Below are 20,835 nucleotides of genomic sequence, written 5' to 3'. Positions count from 1 at the left end.
TCCTCCAACGCGCCGTCTCCTGGTTCGCCGACCGTGGCGTCACCGTCGAGCGCGTCCTGTCCGACAATGGCTCCGCCTACAAGTCCTACGCCTGGCGCAATGCCTGCGCCGAGCTCGGGATCACACCGAAGAAGACCCGCCCCTACCGGCCCCAGACCAACGGCAAAATCGAGCGGTTCCACCGCACCCTCGCCGACGGCTGGGCCTACGCCCGGCTCTACCCCTCAGAAACCGCGCGACGAGGAGCCTTACCGGGCTGGCTGCACTTCTACAATCACCACAGGCACCACTCCGCAATCGGAGCCCCACCCATCACCAGACTCAACAACCTGCCTGGACATCACACCTAGCTCGTGTTGCCGCTCCTGGTCGGGCGACGATGCGCTCGGCCGAGTCGATCGCGATCGACGCCGACGAACCCCGTGCGCAGAGCGTGCGCGACATCGGGTCGCCCGTTGCCGTGTGCAAGCGTGACGGCCGCGGCGAGGTCGTAATCCACGCGGCGTTCTTCGGCATGCCAGCCGCCGGCATCCTTCTCGATCACCGTGTAACGAGCGTGCGGCGATCCTGCCTCGACGCGGTGCGGCACCGGTGCGTCATCCTCGTACGCCGGCCAGCCCACACTGCCCGGGTTGACGATCAGCGAGCCGTCGCGCAGCCACCGCGTGCGCTGCAGATGCGTGTGTCCGCAGGCGTAGAGATCGTACTGTCCGGCCGACGCGCCGAGTCGCTCGACCACTTCGTCGTCACTCGCTTGCCGCAACGCGTTCCGCGCACCAGCGTCCACGGTCTCCAGCAGGTAGCAGAGGTCGTCGTCCGGGGCACCGTGGAACGCCAGTACGCCGGGTGCGATCTCAAGCCTCGCCGGCAGGGTATCGAGCCAAGCTCGATCATCGTCGGTGAGCACGTGCGACGCGAGACGGTCCGACAGACCCATCCGGTCTGCCTCCAGCGTCAGCAGCTGCCGTTCGTGGTTGCCCTTGATGTTCACGATGTCCGTGCGCGTCCGCAGCACATCCAACGTCCCGCGTGGGTCGACACCACCCGAGGCGACATCGCCGAGGTTCACGATCATCTCGATGCCGTCGGCGGAGATCGCGTCGAGAACGGCCAGGAGCGCGGGAGTGTTGCCGTGGACATCCGAGATCAGCGCGATGCGGGGCATCGGCTCAGCCTACGGACCCGCTCGCCGTCACGACAGCGAGGTCGACGTCCGTCCGGTCCGCGTTCCGCGCGGAGCTTCGCGTCCGCGCTCTCACGTGCGCCGGGCATCCCGTCCGCTTACGTGCCGTGGATCGACGATCGCCCCGGCTCGATGTTCTCGAGCCGGGGCGATCAGGTGCGGGCCGCGGCCGCTACTGCACCGACCAGCCGCCGTCGGAGGGCAGCACGACTCCGTTCACGTTCACACCGTCGTCGCTGAGCAAGAAGGTGATGGATGCCGCGAGCTGCTCGGCGGTGGCCACCGCCGGGATCATCGCCTGGAACGGCTGCAACCGCGCCGATCCCGCCTGCGAGACGTTCGGCGGGAAGGGGATGCCCGTGGCCACCCCGCCCGGCGCCACCGCGTTCACGCGGACGCCCTGCGTCCCGTACATGAACGCTGCGCTCCGCGTGAGCCCGACCACGCCGTGCTTCGAGACCGTGTAGGCGTTGCCCGATGCGTTGCCCCGCAGCCCCGCCTCGGAGGCGACGTTCACGACCGAGCCCTTGCCTGCCGCGATCATCGCCGGAAGCGCGGCGCGCGTCAGCTTGAACGTACCCGTCAGGTTGATGCCGATCACGCGATCCCACGTGGCATCCGACGTCTCGTGCAGCGGCGAGAAGTCGTCGTTCACGCCGGCGATGTTCGCCAGGCCGTCGATGCGATCGCCTGCAGCCGCGATGATCGCGTCCACGTCATCCTGCTTCGTGATGTCGCCGACCACGGTGACGATGGCGGCGTCGGGGAGCGAGGAGGCGAACTCCTGCAGTCGCTCGGCCGAGACATCCACGGCGATGACGCGTCCACCCTCTCGCGCGATCCGGGATGCCGTCGCGCGCCCGATGCCGCTGGCCGCGCCGGTCACGATGACGGTCTTGCCGGCGAAGCGGCCGGCCGTCACGGCCTCGACCCAACCGCTGGTCTCGGTCTCGTCGGGGATGACGCCCCCGTTGGCGCCCTTCACCAGGTCGTCGACGACGGACTGCGGCAACTGGCCCTGGCTCAGGGTGACGAGCTGCTGCAGTGGCAGCCCCTTCACGGGAGCGAGCGACGCCTCGTCGGCGCCCGACTGGGCGAGCAGGCCGCGCACCAGCGGTCCGCCCTGTGGGTCGTCGAGCCATTCCCCGATGGAGCTGCTCGCGGTCAGCGGCTTACGCGATTCGGTCATGCCGCTCTCCTTTCTCGTTGTTCGTGCTCTCTCGTTGTTTCCGATTCCCGGTCGGATTCGGCTCGGGAAGTCGTGACGACCGGCTCAGACACTTTGTCCCTGCGGGCGCACTGCCGGCGCTGCGTGTTTCGGGGCAACACCGGTGGCGGAGACGCCGTGCAGTGGGTGACTGCGCTCGAGCGAGGCTCCCTCCACGTCGACGTCGGGCAGGATGCGGTTCAGCCAACGCGGCAGCCACCACGCCGACCTCCCGAACAGGTGCATGAGCCCCGGCACGAGAAGGAGACGCACGACGAAAGCGTCGAACAGCACACCGAACGCGAGTCCGAAACCGAGCGGCCGCACCATGGAGAGCTCGGAGAACACGAATCCGCCGAAGACCGAGATCATGATGATCGCGGCGGCGGTCACGACCGCGCGCCCACCACGGAGACCGGACACGACCGCTTCTTTCGCAGACAAGCCGTGCACGTACGCCTCCCGCATGCCCGAGACCAGGAACAGCTGGTAGTCCATGGCGAGGCCGAACAGCACGCCCATCACGATGATCGGGGCGAAGCTCAACACCGGCCCGGTGTCGTGCACGCCGAAGATGGTGCTCAGCCAGCCCCACTGGTAGATGGCGGTCATGCCACCGAACGCGGCGAACAGCGACAGCACGTATCCACCGGTCGCGATGATCGGCACGAGCAGCGACCGGAACACGATGATCATGATGATCAGCGACAGCCCGATGACGACGGCGAGATAGAGGGGCAGAACGCCCGCCAGCTTGTCGGAGATGTCGATGTTCGCGCTCGCCTGACCCGCGACGCCGATCTTCACATCCCCGTTCAGCGTCGCGTCGTCGCGCAGGTCATGCACCAGCGCCTCCGTCGACGCGCTGCTCGGGCCGTCCTGCGGCACCACCTCGAACGCCATGAAGTCGCGGGCATCCGACGTTCCGACCGGCGCGACGGAGACCACGTCGCTGCGGCTCATGAGCTGATCGGCGATCTTCGCCTGCGTGGTCGTGACGTCGCCCTTGCTCACGGAGTGCGGGAGCGTCGCCGTGACGATGAGCGACCCGTTCATGCCGGCGCCGAACTTGTCGGCCACGATCTTGTAGGTCTTGTACTCCGTGGAGCTCGTGGATGCCGATGAGCCGTCGGGCAGACCGAGCCGCATCGAGAGCGCCGGGATCGCGACGATGAGCAGCCCGACCACCGCGACCACGGTCGTCAGGATCGCGCGCCCGGTGCGCATCGGCTTCACGACCGGGGCCCGGTGGGCCTCGTGTCCGATCTGCGCGCGAGCCTTCTTGTTGAGCACTCGCGTTCCGAGCAGTCCGAGCAGCGCCGGCGTGAACGTCACGGCCACGAGCACGGCGATGAGCACGCAGACGGCACCGACCGTGCCCATGACGCTGAGGAACCCGATGCCGCTCACGTTGAGTGCCAGCAGCGCCACCAGCACCGTCGCTCCGGCGAACACGACGGCGTTGCCTGCGGTGCCGTTGGCGAGGCCGATCGACTGTCTGACGTCCATACCGGCCAGCAGCTGCCGCCGGTGGCGGTTCACGATGAACAGGGAGTAGTCGATGCCCACCGCCAGGCCGAGCATCAGGCCGAGCACGGGCGTGACAGACGACATGTCGACGACGCCGGAGAACGCCATCGAACCGGCGACGCCGACGCCGACGCCGACCAGCGATGAGATGAGCGGCATCAGCGCGGGCATGAGCGCCCGCATCATCACGATCAGCACGATGAGGGCGATCACGACACCGGTGATCTCACCAGGACCGATGAGCCCCGAAATGGAGGTCGCGATCTCGGAGGAGTAAGTGACATTCACCCCGGAGATGTCGGCCGCGTCGAGTTTGTCGGCGACCGCCTGCTTCGTCTGCTCGGGCAGCTCGAACTGGTCCTTCTCGAACTGCACCATGCCGAGCGCGGTGGTGCCGTCGGACGACACCGTCTTGATCTCGGCGGAGGCGTCGAGAAGCTGCTGTCCGGCATCCAGTTTCTTCTGCGACGCGTTCAGCTTCTTCTGCGAGGCGTCCAGCTGCTTCTGAGTGGCGTCGAGCTGCGCCTGCTGGGCATCGAACGTGGCTGATGACCGGTCGTAGACTCCCGCCGCCTTGGCCTGGGCGATGGCGGCGTCGAGCTGCTGCTGCCCTGCCGTGACCTGCGCCTGTGCTGCGTCGAGTTGCTGTTGGCCGGCCGTGACCTGCGTCTGACCGTCGGCGAGCTGCTTCTTCTGCTGAGTGAACTGCGCCTGCGTCGTGAACGGGTCGACGATGCTGTCGACGCCCTTCACCTTGCCGACCTCTTTCAGCAGGTCGGAGACCTGGGACTTCTGGTCGGCGCTGAGCTTGTCGCCGTTCGTGGTCTGGAACGCGACGGTTCCGGTCGTCCCACCGCTCTGATCGAGCCGCTTCTGCAGTTGGTCGGTCACCTGGGATGTCGCGGTGCCGGGAATGTTGAAACTCGTCGCGAGAGTGCCGCCGAACGCCAGGAAGGCGCCTCCGACGACGCCGAGCGCGACGATCCAGCCGACGATCACGAGCCAGGCCCGGCGTGCGGAGAACAGGCCGAGTCGGTTGAGCAGGTTGGCCACGGGTGTGCCCTTTCGAGTGCAGACGGGGTAGGGGGCGACCGTACGGCGGTGGACGACGCGACGCCTCCACGCTATCCGACACCTGTTGGATAACCGTCAGTTGTCGCAGAACTCTCAGCCAACTCGTGACCTCGTGGCAGAATCGCTCAGACATGGATGTCCGTATCGCCCGAACCCGCGCCAGCCTGCAGGATGCCCTCCTGCAGCTCGCCCGCGAGCGCAGCCTCGACGAGATCACCGTCGCGGACATCGCCGACCGCGCCGGCGTGAACCGCAGCAGCTTCTACCAGCACTACTCCGACAAGGACGTGCTGCTGGCGGATGCCCTGGACGCGGCGGTCGAGGAAGCCGGCGCCGGACTTCCCGCGCTCACCGGCCCGGTCCCGGGTCCGCCGAAGGACCTCTTCGTCTACCTGGACCACATCGAGCAGAACGCCGCGCTCTACTCGCGGGTGCTCGGCGATCACGGCTCCGCGATCGTGACAGCGCGGGTGCGAAGCCGCATCGAGCGGCTGATCACGGAGGCGATCAATCGCTCCAACGTGCCGGGCTACGAGGGCATCCCCATCGAGATCGTCGCTGCAGGCATCACGGGGTCGGCACTCGGGGTCGTGAACGCCTGGCTCCAGCGTGATCCGCGGCCCTCGGTCGACGTCGCCGCCGACTGGCTGTGGCGTCTGCTGCTCGGGCCGGGCGGCGCGTGGACGATCGGCGATGCACCGACCACGTTCTCGAGCGACGCCGGCAGGTCGGCCGCAACGGCGGCTACTGGCCCGCAGTCTCCGACGCGGCCGCTGTAGCGCAGTCCCACTCCCACGCGATCGTCAGCGGCACGCCCGCGTCACGTACCAGGTTGAGCGCGGGGCACCGCCGTTCGGTATAGCGCTGCAGCGCGTCACGCTGCTCGGGCGTCGCGGGCGAGACCACCTGCACGGTGAGCGCGTAGTCGAGGAAGTGCGGCGTGACATCCGCTGTTCCGCGAAAGCCGCGCACGTCCATGTGCGCCGCGCTGGATGTCTCGACCGACGCGAGCGGGACCCCCAGCTCCGCCGCCACCGTCTCGATCACCACCGTGATGCAGCCGTTCAGCGCGGCGGCGACGAACTCCATCGGAGTCGGGGCGGTGTCATTGCCACCGGCTGCGACCGGCTCATCGGTGCGCAGCTCGAAACCTCGCACCTGCAACTGCGTCGCGAAGGATCCCTGCCAGCTGCCGCGAGCACGCACCGACTTGACCGCGGGGACGTCCTCTCGCACCCCCGCCGCATTGAGCGGGTCCGCCCGCGCCCCATCCGGATTCGCCAGCGCATTCGGAATCGCCAGCGCATCCGCATCCGCCGGCGCATTCGGAGTCGACGGATTCGTTGCGTCCGTGCCGAGGGTGCGGTCGATCGCGGTGTCGGTCATGACCGAACTCAACGCGTGCCAGGCACGACGCTGCAAATGAACGCGTAACAGAGAGTCACGCGGCGACATGTTCGGGCGTTTGTGACGAACGCCCTTGGAGCGGAACCCGGGGCGGCCTAGCCTCAGCCCGTTCCCCCGCACGTTCTGCACCACCTCCCTGTCCTGCACCACGCAGCCCACGAAGGATCATCATGACCGCCCTCGATCTTCAGGAAACCGAGACCGCGCCGTCGTCGGGCATCACCGGCAAGAAGCGCGTCCTCACCTCGTCGTTCATCGGGACGGCCGTCGAGTGGTACGACTTCTACGCGTACGGCACCGCGACCGCGCTCATCTTCAACCAGCAGTTCTTTCCCACCGAGTCGTCGCTGATCGGCAGCATCGCCGCCTTCGCGATCTTCGCGATCGGGTTCATCTCCCGTCCGCTCGGTGGCGCCATCGCCGGTCACCTGGGCGACCGGATCGGACGCAAGGCGCTGCTCTCGTTCTCTCTGGTCATCATGGGGCTGGCCTCCACCGCCATCGGCCTGCTGCCGGGCTACGCGACGATCGGCGGGTTCGCCGTGCTCGGCCTCGTGGTGCTGCGGCTCATCCAGGGGCTGGCGAGCGGCGCCGAATGGGGCGGCTCGGCGACCCTCGCCGTCGAGCACGCGCCGCGCGGCCTGCGCGGCTTCTTCGGCAGCTTCACGCAGACCGGCTCGGCGGCGGGCATGCTCCTGGCGACCGGCGCCTTCGTGCTCGTACAGACGTTCCTCACGCACGAGCAGTTCGTGTCATTCGGCTGGCGCATTCCGTTCCTCGCCAGCGCCGTGCTCGTCGGGGTGGGCCTGTATATCCGGCTCGGGGTGGACGACTCGCCCAGCTTCCGCAAGATCAAAGACGAGGATCAGCTGGTCAAGGCGCCCGTCGCGGAGGTGCTGCGTCACCACTGGCGGGCGCTGCTGATCACGATCGGCCTGCGGCTGGCGCAGCCCGGCCTGTTCGCCATCCTCGCCGTCTACCTGCTCAGCTATCTCTCCGCGCAGCGCGGCGACAGCACGCACGGCGTCATCGCCGTGGCGATCGTCTCCGCGCTCGGGCTCGCGTCGGGACCGCTGTGGGGCTGGGCCTCCGACCGCCTCGGCCGCAAGCCGATCGCCATCGCGGCCATCATCGCGATCGCGGTCTTCATCTGGCCGTTCTTCTGGTTCCTCGACAACGGCTCGCTGCTCTTCCTGCCACTGGTGCTGGTCGTCGGCATGAACTTCATTCACGACGCCATCTACGGCCCGCAGGCGGCGTGGTTCGCCGAGCAGTTCCCGGTGGAGGTGCGCTACACGGGCGTGTCGCTGGGATGCCAGATCGGCACGGTTCTCTCCGGCGGCCTCACCCCGGTCATCGCGGCGTCGCTGCTCGTGGTCGGCGGAGGACAGCCGTGGCTGATCTGCCTCTACATCACCGCCCTCGCCGCGCTGTCCCTGATCGCCGCGATCGCAGCCAAGGATCCGGCGCGCGAGTACATTCGCAACCCGAAAACCCCCGACACGTTCTGACCGCCTCGTGACATGCGCGGATGCCCGTGCGGAGCACGCGCTCCCCTCGCCCGTCGCATCCGGCACGACGACCACTCGTAACACCCGAAGGAGACCCCGATGGCCAAGCAACTGATGCTCAACGCGTTCGAGATGATGGTGCCCGCGTTCCAGTCCCCCGGCCTGTGGCGGCATCCGGATGACAAGAGCTACCGCTACGCGGAACTCGACTACTGGATCGAGTTGGCCCGCACGCTCGAGTCCGGCGGGTTCAGCGGCATCTTCCTCGCCGACATCCTGGGGCAGTACGACGTGTACGGCGGGAACGGGGATGCCACGATGCGCGGCGGCGTGCAGTATCCCGTTCTCGACCCCACGGTGATCATCCCGGCCCTCGCAGCGGGCACCAGCAAGATCGGGGTCGGCGTCACGGCGTCGGTGACCTACGAGCATCCATACCTTCTCGCCCGCCGCTTCACCACGCTGGACCATCTCACGGACGGTCGCGTCGGCTGGAACATCGTCACTTCGTACCAGAACTCCGCCGCCCGCAACCTCGGGCTCGCGCAGCAGCCTCCGCACGACGAGCGCTACGACCGCGCCGACGAGTACATGGAGGTCGTGTACAAGCTGTGGGAGTCATCGTTCGACGACGACGCCGTGGTCGCTGACCGCGAGACGGGCGTGTTCATCGACCCGAGCAAGGTGCGTCGCATCGACCACGAGGGCAAGTACTTCACCGTGCCGGGGCCGGCGCTCGCCGCGCCGTCGGTGCAGCGCACGCCGCTGCTGTTCCAGGCAGGTGCGTCGCCGCGCGGGCTGTCGTTCGCCGCCGAGCACGCGGAGGCGATCTTCTTCAACGGGCCGACGACATCCATCGTGCGCAAATGGGTCGACAACGTGCGCGGAGCGCTCGTGGAGAAGGGCCGCAGCGCGGATGCCGTCAAGATCTTCACGATGGCCACGGTGATCGTGGCGGAGACCGACGAGGCCGCGCGGGCGAAGTACGAGGACTTCCAGCAATACGTCGACCCGGAGGCCGCGCTGGCACTGTTCGGCGGCTGGACCGGTGTAGACCTGTCGGGCGTCGACGTGGACGAGCCGCTCGAGTACGTGCAGTCCGAAGCGCATCAGTCGGCACTCGCGACGTTCACGAAGCTCGACCCGGAGCGGGTCTGGACCATTCGCGAGATGGCGAAGTTCATCAGCATCGGCGGCCGCGGCCCGGTCATCGTCGGCTCCCCGCAGACCGTCGCGGACGAACTCGAGCGCTGGGTCGAGGAAGCGGATGTCGACGGTTTCAACCTGTCGAGTGTCATCCGTCCCAGCGGCGAAGAGGACTTCGTTCGCCTGGTCTCCCCCGAGCTGCGCCGTCGCGGCGTGCTCGCCGAGCCGCAGGAGGGCCAGACCTTCCGCGAGGCCGTGCTCGGCAAGGGTGCGCGGATTGCTGACGACCACCGTGGCGCGCGGTACCGTGCGTCTGTGCCCGTGGAGGCGTAGCCCCGCGACTAGAGAGCCTGCTGCAGTGCCTCACCGGGAGTCGGCGCCGACGGGATGTACGTGCACCCCTCGTAGAGCGGCCAGACCCCCCACGAGCCCTGGTCGTTGATGTAGAGGTGTCCGAGCGTCGTCTCGCCGCGGATGATGCTCCACGGCTCGCCCGACTCGGTCTGCGTGAGCGTGAAGGGCGTGTTGTTCACGACCACGATCTGCGTGCCAGGCTGCGGCAGGAAGTTCTCAAGCATGGTGACGGCATCCTATGGTTCACCCGGCCGCGCACGAAACCGACACCGAGATCCGCGGCCCGAAGCAGTGCGAAAGTCGAGACGCGGCCACGCCCATGGGCCGGGGAAGATACTGGTCGCATGGTCTCGCTGCTCCTCCTCTCGGACACGCACGTGCCGAAGCGCGCCCATGACCTGCAGCCCGAGGTGTGGGATGCCATTGCCGATGCGGACATCGTCGTGCACGCCGGCGACTGGGTCTCCCTGGAACTGTTCGAGAGGATCCGCTCCCGGGCGAAGGTGCTGCACGCGGTGTACGGCAACAACGACGGTGCCGAGCTGCGGGATGCGCTGCCGGAGGTCGCGCGTTGGAACGTGGCAGGCATCCGTTTCGCCGCCGTGCACGAGACCGGACCGGCGGCCGGGCGTGAAGCCCGCATGGACGTCGCATTCCCCGACACCGACGTCCTCGTGTTCGGGCACAGCCACATCCCGTGGGATTCCGTGACGCCGGCGGGGCTCCGCCTGCTCAACCCCGGCTCGCCGACCGATCGCCGGCGTCAGCCGAACGGGACCTACCTCACGGCCGAGGCCGTCGATGGATGCCTGCAGCAGGTTCAGCTCGTTCCTCTCGCGAACCGCGCCTCGCCTCGCGTCCGCAGCCACACGAATCCATAGGGACCGAGCACGTCCCCGTGCCACGCCTCGGCGAGCAGCACGTCGGCGTCCGTCAGCGGCGTCACCACCTGCGGGCGGGCGCTGAGGTTGTGCAGCGTCACCGTGTCTCCCCCGGCGAGCGCCACCACGGACCCCGCTCCGGGGATCGGCACAGGCCGCGCGATCTCACCGTCCACGCCCGACGCCTGCCGCGTCCTCGCCAGAGCACGGGCCAGCGCGAGGTGGGAGCGTTCATCGCCGGACTGGTCGAGCACGTTCACTCGCGCGGCAGCGAACGGTCCCTCGCGCTGCGCCGGCAGGATGTACGGCGAGTCCGCGCGCGTGCTGAACCCGACCCCGGCCTCCGCCGTCCACTGCATGGCGGGACGACAGGCATCCCGTCCCTCCACGGAGAGGTCCTCACCGATGCCGATCTCCTGACCCTGCATGATCAGCGGAACACCCGGCAGGGCGGCGAGCAGGCTGAGCGTCATACGAAAGCGCTCCGGCGTCCCCATCATCGGGGCCCACCCGCGTCGCAGGCCCCGCCCGTAGAGGAGCATGTCCGGCGCGGGTCCGAACGCCCTCATGACCTCGGTCCGTTCGTCGTCGTGCAGCTGCTGCAGGTCGAGCTCATCGACGTTGCGAACGAAGTTGACCCTGCATGCCGGGCGCGACGTGCGGTCCAGTCGGTCGAGCGCGTCGTAGACCGGGCCGGGGTCTTCCCGTGCCAGCGCGAGGAACAGGCTGTTGTTCAGCGTGAAGTCGAGCACGGCATCCATCCCACGGCTCTGCAGAAGCGGGGCCATGGACTCGGGCGGCACGTCGGCTTCGCCCATCAGCACGACGTCGGGCCGCACCTCGGAAAGCCTGGCGTGCAGCTTCTGGTAGAAGTCCTTCTCGTTCACGCCGGTGCCGTCGGTGGGCTTCGGGTTCACGGCCGGGATGGCGGCGTCGATGCGGAAGCCGTCGACTCCGCGGCGGAGCCAGGTCGTCGCGATGCCGACGACCTCCTCGGCCACGTCCTCGTTCGCCAGATTGAGATCCGGCTGATACGCGTAGAACTGGTGGTGGTACCAGCCGGCGGCGGTCTCGTCGTAGCTCCAGACCGCATCCTCTTCGCCGGGGAAGACGTTCGTGTCGCCGGGAATCTCGATGGGCTCATCGGCCCACACGTAGTAGTGGCCGTGTGCTGACCCGCGGTCGCGTCGGGCGTCGAGGAACCAGCGGTGGCGGTCCGAGGTGTGGTGCACGACCAGGTCGAGCATGACCGAGATGCCGAGCCGATGGCATCCGTCGATCAGCGCCGCGAAGTCGTCGAGGTCGCCGAACCGCGGGTCGATGCCCTCATGGTCGTCCACGTCGTAGCCGTTGTCGCGGCGAAGGCTGGGAAAGATGGGGAGGAGCCAGATCCACTGGGCGCCGAGGTCGCGGATGTGCTCGAGCCGGTCGGTCACGCCGGCCAGGTCGCCGATGCCGTCGCCGTTCGAATCCCGGAACCGCGCGACATCGATGCCGTAGACGAATCCGGTGGGAGGCCAGCTCATCGTGTTGGCCGACTCGGCGAATGGCGCCGACGTGCCCTTCGCGCGATGTTCCTGAGGACTCCTCCGAGCACCGCCCCGAACACGACGTGCGCCGCGACCATCGTTCCGACACGGTTCGGATCGTCCCGATGGGCGGGTGGCATCACGCGCAGGAGCGGGAGCCATCCCTCGTATCCGCAGAACCAGACGAGCAGGCCGTACAGTGCGCCGGATGTCGCGCCTCGCGCCGCCACCGGAACCGCCGCCGCGTATGCTGCCGCGGCGCTGGTTCCGTAACCGAAGTGGGCGACAGCCGCCAGCACCCGGTTCTTGTCCTCGGGAAGGTGGGGAAGCACGGTGTCGACGATGAGCTGTGGGGGCTGCCGGTCGATGGTCCCAGCCCGGTGCAGCGCGCCGAGCACGGCGCTCATCGCGGTGGTGGCGACGACACCCGCGGCGGCCCCGGCCGCCAGTCTTCCGGCGAGGCGGGCGGCAGCGAGGATGCCCAGTGCAGCACGAATCGGCATGGTCCCGTTCTACGCGGCGGGGTCGAACCGACGAAAGCGGTCGCATCGAAGGTCCGATCGTGCTAGGTGTCCGCGCGGCGGCGCCTGGAGGCTGGGCCGCAGGCCGTGTGGCGCAGCCTGCCTCACCTCAGCGGCGTACGGGCCACCCACTGCCGTTGCCGCCGCGTCTCGACCGCGCGCGGCCGGTAGTGCGCGCGGACCCAGGCGACGGCATCCGCGCTCGGGATGCCGGCCAGCCGTGCGAGCATCGCCATTGCCGATCCGGTGCGTCCGGTACCGCCGGCGCACGCGATCTCGACCTTGGCCGACCCGGCGCGGGAGTAGGCATCCCGGATCGCGTCGACGGCGTCGTCCGTGTCGCGCGGCAGGCGGAAGTCGGGCCAGCGCACCCATCGGCTCTCCCAGCCGGGCTCGCTGTGCGGTCGCGCGGTGAGGTAGAGCGCGAACTCCGGAGCGAGCTCGCCCTGAGGCATCCCTGCGGAAAGGCCCCGCCCGCGAACGCGGCGCCCGTCGGGCAGAGTCACAACGCCGGGGAGGTGCGGATTCCAGGTGGTCATCGGTGACGATTATGCAACGCGGCGGGCAGCGGCGCCGATAGACGTTCCTCTCGGAACAAGCACCTGCCCGGGAAGAAGCGTGCGGTCGGGGAAGATCCCGCACCACCGCAGGGTTTCACTCCGCTGTGAACGACTCTCCTCGCCGGGCGACCGTCGTCGTCATCGGCGCCGGTCAGGCCGGGCTCTCCGCCGCCTATCATCTGCAGCACCGCGGCTTCACGAGCGCACTCGACGACCCAGACGGCACCCGCACGTTCGTCGTTCTCGACGCGAACCGCGCACCCGGCGGCGCCTGGCAGCACCGCTGGCCATCGCTCAAGGTCGCAACACTCAACGGCATCTTCGCTCTGCCGCGCTACCGGCAGCCCGCGCTCGATCCCGACGAGGAGAGCAGAATCGCCGTCCCCCGCTATTTCGCCGGCTTCGAGCGGGAATACGCCCTGCCGGTCCTCCGTCCGATCGCCGTGTCCTCCGTCCGCCGCGTCGACGACGATCCGACCGGCGACCTGATCGTCGAGACGAATCGCGGACGATGGATGGCCCGTGCCGTCATCAACGCGACGGGCACCTGGAACAATCCGGTGCATCCGCACTATCCCGGTCAGGAGACCTTCCTGGGTCGCCAGCTCCACACGCACGACTACGTGTCACTCGACGAGTTCGCCGGGCAGCGGGTCGCCATTGTCGGCGGCGGCATCTCCGCACTCCAGCAACTTGAGGAGATCTCCCGCGTGGCCACGACCTTCTGGTACACCCGCCGCGAGCCGGTATTCATCGAGGGTCACTTCGAGCCGGAGACCACCGGGCGCGAGACGATCGCCAAGGTGGTCGCCGACGTCGAAGCCGGGCGCCCCACCGGATCGGTCGTCTCCTACACGGGCCTGGGCTGGACGCCGTACGCCGTCGCCGCCCGTGAGCGCGGCGCCCTGGTGCGGCGCCCGATGTTCACGCGGATCGAACCGCACGGCGTGCGTGAGGCCGACGGCAGCTTCACCACGCTCGACGCCATCCTGTGGGCGACCGGATTCAAGGCCGATCTCGAGCACCTGACCCCGCTGCAACTCCGGAACGAGCTCGGCGGCATCCGCATGCGCGGCACTCAGGTGGCGTCGGATCCGCGCGTTCACCTGATCGGCTTCGGCCCCTCGCAGTCAACCGTCGGCGCCAACCGGGCAGGTCGGGATGCCGTCAGCGCGCTCGCAAAGCATCTGAACGGGATGCCTGCTGCGAGTTGAGACGTCAGTCGAGTGCCCGCACCTCGTCGAAAGCGACGCGGATGAGCCGCTCGAGGTCGGTGCCCGACGTGCCGTTCCAGCCACGAATCGCATGGCCGAAGGCCGCCATTCCGATCTGGCCAACGAGAGCCGCTGACGACCTCGATTCGCCCCGCGCAGCCAGCGCCGCGGTGATCGATGCCACCAGGGCGGCCGACTTCGCATGTGCACGCTCTTGCAGTGCGGGTGTGACGTCGATGATCGACTGGCGCAGCTCGGCCACGCGTCGCCCGGCCACGAACAGAGGCACGCTGGCCACGAATGCGTGCGTGAGCACCGTCAGCGGAGACTGCGCTGGCGGTGCCGCCTCGATCGCACCGACGATCGTGTCGCGAAGCTCCAGTTCACCGTCGAAGAGCACCTCGCGCTTGTCTGCGAAGTGACGGAAATAGGTGCGTTCCGTCACGCCCGCCCGAGCAGCGATCTCCGCCGTCGTCGTCGCGTCGTAGCCGCGCTCCCGGTACAAGTCGAGCGCGGCCTCACGCAGTCGCCTGCGCGCTTCGGCACCACTTCGAGGCATGCGTCGATCATACGGAGAAATGTCAGTGACTGCCGAAACGTGTTAGTGTCAGTGACTGTCGCTACGCGGCGACACGAAACGAAGGATGAGCTCACATGACCGCAACCACTTCTCGCGTTCTCCGCTTCTATGAGTACGGCGAGCCACTCGACGTGGTTCGACTCGAGACAGCCGAAGTTGCAGACCCGCCAGCCGACAGAGTTCGGGTACGGGTCATCGCCACCGGTCTCAACCCCGCCGATTGGCACATCTGTCGAGGTTTCATGGCCGGCTCGCTGCCGCGCGGGTTCGGCTGCGACGTCGCCGGTCGCGTGGATGCCGTCGGCGAGAACGTGACGGATGTCGCCGTCGGCGACCTGGTCGTCGGTTCCGCGGACTTCGCGGGCCAGCCGAGCGCGGGCGCGGCCGATATGGCGATCCTGCGTTCCTGGGCCCCGATCCCGGAAGGGCTCGACCCGGTGCGGGCGGCCGTGTTGCCCATGGTGGTCCAGACCGCGGTCTGGACCCTCGATGCGATGCGTGTCGACTCCGACACCACTCTGCTGGTCCACGGTGCCGGATCCATGGTCGGTTATGCCGCAGTACAGGTCGCGCGCGATCGCGGCGCGCGCGTCATCGCCACTGCCGGGCCGACGTTCCGCGCCGACCTCGTCGGCTTCGGCGCCCAGGTCACGCCATACGGTGAGGGGATGGCCGATCGTGTCCGTGAAATCGCCGGCGGACCCGTGGACCTGGCCCTCGACGCAGCTCCGCCGGCACCGGGAACGATCTCGGCACTGGTCGAAACGGTGCGCGAGCCACACCAGGTCGTGACCGTCAGCGATCACGACGACGCGAGGACGCTCGGCGCACGGGTGAACCTCGACATGGTGCGTGAGCAGGGTTGGCCGCCGAACGACCCGACCGCCGAGTACACAACGAAGACGGCTCGGGGGCAGTTCCGTCTGCCGATCAGCCGTACGTTCCGCCTCGACGACTGGCGCTCCGCCGTCGAGCTCAGCCTTTCGGGTGCGCCGCACGGAAAGGTCGTGCTCATTCCCTGATCTCGCCGAGCGCGGACGGTCACCGAGCACCCGATGTGGGGGTCGAGACGCGAACAGTTCGAAACGTACCGTGAGACCGCCGGCCGCGCCGGGGTGACCCTCCGCGGCGCCTGCGGCTCGAGAAGATCCGGTTCGAGGGAGAGTACGAATGTTCAAGACTGAGGCGTCGAAGACAAAGACCGGCAACTGGTTGCTGGAGGCGAGTTGCACCAAGGGGCACACCGTGTTCAAGGACCAGATGCACCCCGGTGGGCCGTATAAGTGCCCGTACTGCGGCGGCGACGTCTACTGACGTCCTCCTCGGCCGAGAGCGCCTGCAGTAGCCGCATGGTGCTCACACCTTCTGCTCGGCTGAGGCGCCAGAAGACCGGCGCGAGAGCTGAAAGCCGGCAGCGAACTCCGCCGTCGCGGTGACGGCCTCTGCCATTTCACCTGCATCGGGGGTGGCATAGACCTACTGCTCGGCTAGCGTCGCCCCGTGCGCATAATGACACGGAAGCGAACGGGATGGCTGGGTGTCGTGGCTGCGATCGCCCTCAGCGGTGCGGGTGTCATCGCGGGCGGTTCAGCGGCTCAAGCGGCCGGCGCGACGGTGGACGGCCGGCTCGAGACGGTCGCCGCGGCCGGTGTCGCCGACTGGACCGGCTGGCATGTCGACGCCATGGCGTCTGCGAACGCATCGCCGGTCAGCGAGACCGATGTGGCCCCTGACGGCACGTTCACCATTGCTCAGCCACAGCCGCCGACGAACGGAGTCTCGTACATCCTGGCCGTCGCGCCGCCCGACCCGGCACGTCCGAGTGCAGCGCGCGCGACCATGGCGGCCGTGCTGACCGCGGGAGGCGCCGTCGTCGTCAACGAGCGCACGACCGTCGCGATGGCATGGGCGATGGCCCAGTTCGTCTCGAACACGGGGGTCGACGGGGCCGCGCCCGGACTGCAGAACTCCGCGGCCATGTCGCAGAACGTCGCCGACTCGGCGACGGGCGCGGAGAGCTCGGTGCTGGCATCCTCGCCCAACGGTTCCGAGACCTCGACGGAAGCCGAGTTCAACACACTCACCGCGGCAATGGCGAGTTGCGTCAGCGCGCCGTTCGCTGACCAGCGTGACTACCCGGACGGCACCTGCGCCGGCATCCTCTCCGCAGGTTCCGCCGCCGACAAGGCTGCGCCCAGTGACACGCTGCGCGCTTTGTCCGCCATCGCCCGTAATCCGGGGATCGAGCCGGCGAGCTTGTACGGCATCGCGCAGCAGGCTCCCCTCGAGGGGAATCCGCCCGTGCTGGGTTCGGCTCCGGATGCCTGGACCCTGGCTCTGCGCTTCGATGGCGACGGCCAGTCGCTCGCCGGGCCCGGCAACTTCGCGATCGACTACAAGGGCGACGTCTGGGTGATCAACAACTACCAGTTCAACGCCGACGTGAACACGCCGGTGTGCGGCTCGGACAAGATCTTCGAGTTCTCACCCACCGGCCAGATGACGACCTACACGGGCGGAGGCCTCTCGGGAGCCGGTTACGGAGTGCAGATCGACGTGCACACCGGGAATGTGTGGGTCTCCAACTTCGGTTTCGCGGCCCCGGCGCCCGGGTGCCCCACGGATCAGCAGCCGCCGCACAACAGTCTCTCGCTGTTCGCGCCGAACGGCACTGCGCTCTCGCCCGCGACCGGTTTCACTCAGGGCGGCATCAACTGGCCGCAAGGTCTCGCGATCGACGCCAACAACTCCGTGTGGACTGCCAACTGCAACAACGGAACAGTCACCCAGGTTCCTGGCGGCGCCCCCGCGAACGCCACGGCCTTCCAGGTGTTCGGGCAGGACGATCAGCCGTTCGACGTCGTCGACAATCACCACTCGCTCTTCGTGTCGGCCATCAACGGCAATGCGGTCGACCTCCTGAACTACGACGGCACCGTCGAGAAGTCGCTGACGGGATCCGACTTCAACAACCCGATGGGCCTCGCGGCGGCTCCCGATGGCACGGTGTGGGTGTCGAACTCGGGCGTCATCACGCTGCCGTGTCCGACGCGGCCGACAGCCGAGGACACTGCCGCCTTCGATGCCGCCCTCCAGGTGCAGTTCGACGCGTCCGGGCATCCGACGGGCGATCCGTTCCCCCAGGGATCGGTCGCGGCGATCTCGCCGGACGGCTCGACCGTCAGCCAGTACGCCGGCGGTGGCATCACGATTCCGTGGGGCATGGCGGTCGACGGCAAGGGCAACGCGTGGATCGCGAACTTCGCGGGCAAGCGGCTCTCGGCGTTCTGCGGCACCGACACGTCGGGCTGCCCGAAGCAGGCGCCGGCGACGGGTGATCCCATCTCGCCTGACACGACGGGCTACTTCTTCGACGGGCTGACCCGCAACACGGGCGTCGCGATCGACCAGTCCGGCAACGTGTGGCTGACGAACAACTGGCTCGAGGTGCCGATTCAGACGAACCCCGGCGGCCACCAGATCGTCGCCTACCTCGGCCTCGCCGCACCGACGTCGGTGCCGAAGCCGGATGCATCCGTGACGCCGGTCACGCCGACGACGCCCGCGACATCCGAGCCGACCCTCGCCGACTCCGGCTCGAACGTCGTGCCGCTGCTCGCGATCGCGTTGCTCGCGCTCCTGGCGGGCGGGAGCATGGTGATCCGTCGGCGTGAGCGCCTGCACGGGTAGGCGCTGTCGACACCACTTCCTCGCCCGCTGAGAACACCCAGCGAGACCGAAAGGGACGGCACCGCAACCCGCGCGTCAATGTTTTGCGCCCACTCACGTCACGAACGCGAAAAGGCCCCGCGATGCGGGACCTTTTCGCATTCGTAGCGGGAGCGGGACTTGAACCCGCGACACCACGATTATGAGCCGTGTGCTCTAACCACCTGAGCTATCCCGCCGCAGACTTCGTGCCGGCCGACAGGCCCCGCACCAAGCTGGAGCCCCGAGTCAGGATTGAACTGACGACCCCTTCCTTACCATGGAAGTGCTCTACCACTGAGCTATCGGGGCGACGCCGCTCAGCCAAGGCTGAATTGGCAACCGTACGAGGATATCATCATCCGGCTGGCGCCTATGCCACGTTGCGCGCCGCCGTAACAGGGCCGATCAGAGCCGAACTCCGGGCAGCACCACGGCCGCGAACTGCGGACCGGTGACAGCGAGACGCACGCCTCCGTCGTCCTCCTCGCCGGCGGCATCCACGTCGATCGCAATGTCTCCGTAGACCACCTCGGCGCGCTCCCAGCCGGCCACCGCGTCGAGCTCGAGCCGCACATCCGCCGCCGTCCGCGACGCGAACACCAGCACCGACTCTTCGGCGTGCTCGCGCACGAACACGAGCACGTCGTCGCCCACGTGCAGCCAGCGGAACCCACCATCGTTCAGCGCCACGTGCTCGCGCCGCAACCGGATCAAGCCACGGTAGAGGTCGTGCGTCGCACGCGCCTCGGATGCCGTCGCACCCGTCGCCGGGTCTGGTACGTCATCCGGAGTCTCGGCATTCGCACCCGCCGCCGGTCCTGCGACATTCGTTGCCGGGCCGCCCTCCGCTACGGACCGCACGCCGTCGAGCAGCCCCCACGGCATCGGCATGCGCGAGCCCTCGCCGTCGTCGGCGGTCAGCCCGAGCTCGTCTCCGGCCCACACCACCGGGATCCCGGGCATCGTCACCGACAGCCCGAACGCCACCGGCACCGCGCCCGGCCGGGCGTGCGTGCGGAACCGCGGCACATCGTGCGTGTCCAGTGCGTTCATCGTGCCCTGCCGCACCCGCCACGGGAACGCGGCCGCGAACCGGGTGTGGGCATCCACGAGCTCCTGCCCCGTATAAGAAGGGATGACGCCCACCGGCTGCCCGAAGTATGTCGACTCGCTGCCCGGCCGCGAGAGCCAACCCCACACCGGCCGCGTGAAGTTGGCGTACGTCATGGCGCCGTGCCAGGCATCCCCCTGAAAGTCCGGCGCCGCATCGTTCGTGGACTCGCCGAGCAGGATCGTGTCGGGACTCACCTCGATCATCGTGCGCCGGATGATGCGGCGCACCTCGGCGTTGAAGTCGTCCTCCCGATAGCGGCCGGTCATGTTGGCGACATCGATGCGCCAGCCGTCGAGCGAGTACGGCGGTTGCAGCCAGCGCGCCACGACGGAGTCCGGGCCCTCGATGAACCGCCTCCGCAGCTCCTGCGACGCCCAGTTCAGCTTGGGCAGGTTGGGCACCCCGAGCCAGGCGACGTACTTCGTGTGCGCGTCATCGAGCCAGTAGAAGAACTCGCTCTCCGGTGCCTCTGGATGCCCCAACGCGGCCCGGAACCACTCGTGCCCGTCCCCGCAGTGATTGGTCGTCAGGTCCCCGATCACCTTCAGCCCGCGCTCGTGCGCCGCGGCCGTGAACCTCGCGAGGGCCTCGTCTCCGCCGAGCAGGGGATCCACGTGCGCGAACGACGACGCGTCGTACCGGTGGTTCGAGCGCCCGGGGAACACCGGCGTCAGGTACACGAGGGTCACGCCCAGCTCGGCCAGGTAGTCCAGCCGTTCCGCCGCGCCGTCGAGATCGCCGCCGTAGAACTGCTGCGAGCGACCGGGCGGCACGTCGTCGACCGGGTCCGACCACTTCGCCGGGATCGCCCAGTCCGGCGCGGGTCGGTCGGCCGCGGCGCCCGAGCGCGCGAATCGGTCCGGGAACACCTGGTACAGCACACTCGAGCGCACCCACGTCGGCGGCGCGTCATAAGCCACCAGACGGAAGTCGTCGACATCCAGCGTCTCCGTCGTCCACACGCCGGTGGCGTTCAGCCACACGCTCGAGCCGTCGCCGCGCGTGATCAGGAAACGGTAGCCATGCACCGGGTTCTCGACTTCGATGGATGCCTGCCACCAGTCCCAGCCGTCGCAGGACCCGATCTTCGCCGCGTCGGTGAACCGCGGCTCGTGGTCCGGATTCGATCGGGAGCGCACCGCCTTCACCGGCCCGAACTCGCGTGGGATGCGAACGCGCACCGCGACACTGTCGCCCATTCGCGGCGTCGGGTCCGAGACGTAGAGCGGGGAGCCGTCGTGATGGGGCTGCAGCATGAATCGAGGCTACCGGGACACCGTCGGATCGCATCGCGACCACGGGGTGCCATGGCG

The 20,835-nt window shown here is 68.5% G+C and carries 19 protein-coding genes and 2 tRNA genes; 9 read left to right on the top strand and 12 right to left on the bottom strand.

What is annotated here, in order from left to right:
- A partial coding sequence (locus tag H623_RS0107500) for an IS481 family transposase (protein WP_022900324.1) occupies positions 1–350 on the top strand: 350 nt, incomplete at its 5' end.
- Here H623_RS0107500 and H623_RS18535 read toward each other — a convergent pair.
- The 3 genes from H623_RS18535 to H623_RS18530 all read right to left on the bottom strand — a co-directional run bounded on the left by H623_RS18535 (position 347) and on the right by H623_RS18530 (position 4,973).
- Positions 347–1,165 carry a metallophosphoesterase family protein gene (locus tag H623_RS18535; protein ID WP_022900323.1) on the bottom strand — a complete coding sequence of 273 codons (819 nt, stop codon included), beginning with the start codon at positions 1,163–1,165 and terminating at the stop codon, positions 347–349. The two genes, H623_RS0107500 and H623_RS18535, sit on opposite strands and share 4 nt — an antisense overlap.
- Before the next feature lie 190 nt (positions 1,166–1,355).
- Complete coding sequence (locus H623_RS0107490; protein ID WP_022900322.1) at positions 1,356–2,372, bottom strand: SDR family NAD(P)-dependent oxidoreductase; 1,017 nt, start codon at positions 2,370–2,372, stop codon at positions 1,356–1,358.
- Between the two features lie 84 nt (positions 2,373–2,456).
- The gene (locus tag H623_RS18530) at positions 2,457–4,973 is read right to left on the bottom strand and encodes an MMPL family transporter (protein WP_022900321.1); all 2,517 of its coding nucleotides are present in this window, start codon (positions 4,971–4,973) and stop codon (positions 2,457–2,459) included.
- A 152-nt stretch (positions 4,974–5,125) separates the two neighbouring features.
- Between H623_RS18530 and H623_RS18525 the strand changes: the two genes are divergently transcribed.
- Positions 5,126–5,773: a TetR/AcrR family transcriptional regulator gene (locus tag H623_RS18525; RefSeq protein WP_022900320.1), complete on the top strand. Its 648-nt coding sequence runs from the start codon at positions 5,126–5,128 to the stop codon at positions 5,771–5,773.
- Here the strand turns inward: H623_RS18525 and H623_RS18520 are convergent.
- Positions 5,739–6,380 (bottom strand): OsmC family protein, encoded by a 642-nt coding sequence (locus tag H623_RS18520; RefSeq protein WP_022900319.1) that lies wholly within the window; start codon positions 6,378–6,380, stop codon positions 5,739–5,741. The two genes, H623_RS18525 and H623_RS18520, sit on opposite strands and share 35 nt — an antisense overlap.
- A 191-nt stretch (positions 6,381–6,571) precedes the next feature.
- Between H623_RS18520 and H623_RS18515 the strand changes: the two genes are divergently transcribed.
- Together H623_RS18515 and H623_RS0107460 are read left to right on the top strand one after the other, a co-directional pair.
- Complete coding sequence (locus tag H623_RS18515; RefSeq protein ID WP_022900318.1) at positions 6,572–7,912, top strand: MFS transporter; 1,341 nt, start codon at positions 6,572–6,574, stop codon at positions 7,910–7,912.
- A 99-nt stretch (positions 7,913–8,011) separates the two neighbouring features.
- Positions 8,012–9,391, top strand: a complete 1,380-nt coding sequence (locus H623_RS0107460) for an LLM class flavin-dependent oxidoreductase (protein ID WP_022900317.1) — start codon at positions 8,012–8,014, stop codon at positions 9,389–9,391.
- Between the two features lie 8 nt (positions 9,392–9,399).
- Here the strand turns inward: H623_RS0107460 and H623_RS0107455 are convergent, their stop codons facing one another.
- The gene (locus H623_RS0107455; protein ID WP_022900316.1) at positions 9,400–9,636 is read right to left on the bottom strand and encodes a hypothetical protein; all 237 of its coding nucleotides are present in this window, start codon (positions 9,634–9,636) and stop codon (positions 9,400–9,402) included.
- Positions 9,637–9,756: 120 nt separating this feature from the next.
- On the opposite strand from H623_RS0107455, the gene H623_RS0107450 reads away from it, so the two are divergent.
- Positions 9,757–10,293, top strand: a complete 537-nt coding sequence (locus H623_RS0107450; protein WP_022900315.1) for a metallophosphoesterase family protein — start codon at positions 9,757–9,759, stop codon at positions 10,291–10,293.
- On the opposite strand, the gene H623_RS18510 is transcribed toward H623_RS0107450, so the two are convergent.
- From H623_RS18510 to H623_RS0107435, 3 genes are all read right to left on the bottom strand, one after another.
- On the bottom strand, positions 10,233–11,819 hold the full coding sequence (locus tag H623_RS18510) for an alpha-amylase family glycosyl hydrolase (protein ID WP_022900314.1): 1,587 nt from the start codon (positions 11,817–11,819) through the stop codon (positions 10,233–10,235). The genes H623_RS0107450 and H623_RS18510 overlap by 61 nt on opposite strands.
- Entirely contained in the window at positions 11,816–12,325 is a 510-nt protein-coding gene (locus H623_RS21920; protein WP_022900313.1) for a DUF6789 family protein, read from the bottom strand. The genes H623_RS18510 and H623_RS21920 overlap by 4 nt, the downstream gene beginning before the upstream one ends.
- 122 nt (positions 12,326–12,447) lie before the next feature.
- Positions 12,448–12,882 (bottom strand): protein-tyrosine phosphatase family protein, encoded by a 435-nt coding sequence (locus H623_RS0107435; RefSeq protein WP_022900312.1) that lies wholly within the window; start codon positions 12,880–12,882, stop codon positions 12,448–12,450.
- Between the two features lie 125 nt (positions 12,883–13,007).
- On the opposite strand from H623_RS0107435, the gene H623_RS0107430 reads away from it, so the two are divergent.
- Complete coding sequence (locus H623_RS0107430; protein WP_022900311.1) at positions 13,008–14,117, top strand: NAD(P)-binding domain-containing protein; 1,110 nt, start codon at positions 13,008–13,010, stop codon at positions 14,115–14,117.
- 4 nt (positions 14,118–14,121) lie between these two features.
- Here the strand turns inward: H623_RS0107430 and H623_RS0107425 are convergent, their stop codons facing one another.
- Positions 14,122–14,676: a TetR/AcrR family transcriptional regulator gene (locus H623_RS0107425; RefSeq protein WP_022900310.1), complete on the bottom strand. Its 555-nt coding sequence runs from the start codon at positions 14,674–14,676 to the stop codon at positions 14,122–14,124.
- A gap of 95 nt (positions 14,677–14,771) precedes the next feature.
- Between H623_RS0107425 and H623_RS0107420 the strand changes: the two genes are divergently transcribed.
- From H623_RS0107420 to H623_RS18500, 3 genes are all read left to right on the top strand, one after another.
- Positions 14,772–15,719, top strand: coding sequence for an NADP-dependent oxidoreductase (locus H623_RS0107420; RefSeq protein ID WP_022900309.1), 948 nt, complete (start codon positions 14,772–14,774; stop codon positions 15,717–15,719).
- Positions 15,720–15,867: 148 nt separating this feature from the next.
- Positions 15,868–16,011, top strand: a complete 144-nt coding sequence (locus H623_RS21700; protein ID WP_022900308.1) for a hypothetical protein — start codon at positions 15,868–15,870, stop codon at positions 16,009–16,011.
- Between the two features lie 228 nt (positions 16,012–16,239).
- Entirely contained in the window at positions 16,240–18,387 is a 2,148-nt protein-coding gene (locus H623_RS18500) for an NHL repeat-containing protein (protein WP_022900306.1), read from the top strand.
- A 144-nt stretch (positions 18,388–18,531) separates the two neighbouring features.
- Here the strand turns inward: H623_RS18500 and H623_RS0107400 are convergent.
- From H623_RS0107400 to H623_RS0107390, 3 genes are all read right to left on the bottom strand, one after another.
- Positions 18,532–18,605, bottom strand: a tRNA-Met gene (locus H623_RS0107400).
- Positions 18,606–18,642: 37 nt separating this feature from the next.
- Positions 18,643–18,717, bottom strand: a tRNA-Thr gene (locus H623_RS0107395).
- A gap of 96 nt (positions 18,718–18,813) precedes the next feature.
- Entirely contained in the window at positions 18,814–20,778 is a 1,965-nt protein-coding gene (locus H623_RS0107390) for a glycoside hydrolase family 13 protein (RefSeq protein ID WP_022900305.1), read from the bottom strand.
- Positions 20,779–20,835: the final 57 nt, after the last annotated feature.

It is taken from the genome of Humibacter albus DSM 18994 (assembly GCF_000421825.1).
GTDB lineage: Bacteria > Actinomycetota > Actinomycetes > Actinomycetales > Microbacteriaceae > Humibacter > Humibacter albus.
Note: the sequence above shows the minus strand (reverse complement) of the source record. Positions and strands in the feature narration are given on the sequence as shown.